This is a genomic window from Pseudomonas sp. GW456-12-10-14-LB2 (assembly GCF_002884345.1).
GTDB lineage: Bacteria > Pseudomonadota > Gammaproteobacteria > Pseudomonadales > Pseudomonadaceae > Aquipseudomonas > Aquipseudomonas paraglycinae.
Genome location: NZ_POHV01000291.1, coordinates 1 through 239, shown reverse-complemented (window position 1 = coordinate 239; position 239 = coordinate 1). Strand labels below are relative to the sequence as shown.

The 239-nt window shown below is 64.4% G+C and carries 1 protein-coding gene; it reads left to right on the top strand.

The features are described from left to right. Window positions 1-239: lytic murein transglycosylase (locus tag C1X29_RS29130; RefSeq protein ID WP_173940229.1), on the top strand; the 239-nt coding region annotated here is incomplete at both ends.

Here is a 239-nt window from a genome sequence, read left to right as displayed (position 1 = left end):
CCCTTGCGCGACCTGATCGGCGCCTATGCCGGCGAGATCGGCCAGACCCAGTTCCTGCCGTCGTCCTACATCAAATACGGCGTCGATTTCGACGGCGACGGCCATGTCGACCTCCGCCACAGCGTCGCCGACGTGCTCGCCTCGACCGCGAACCTGCTGCACTCGAACGGCTTCAAGATGGGCCAGCCCTATGACGAAGGCTCAGCCAATTTCGACGCGATGCGCGAGTGGAACAGGGC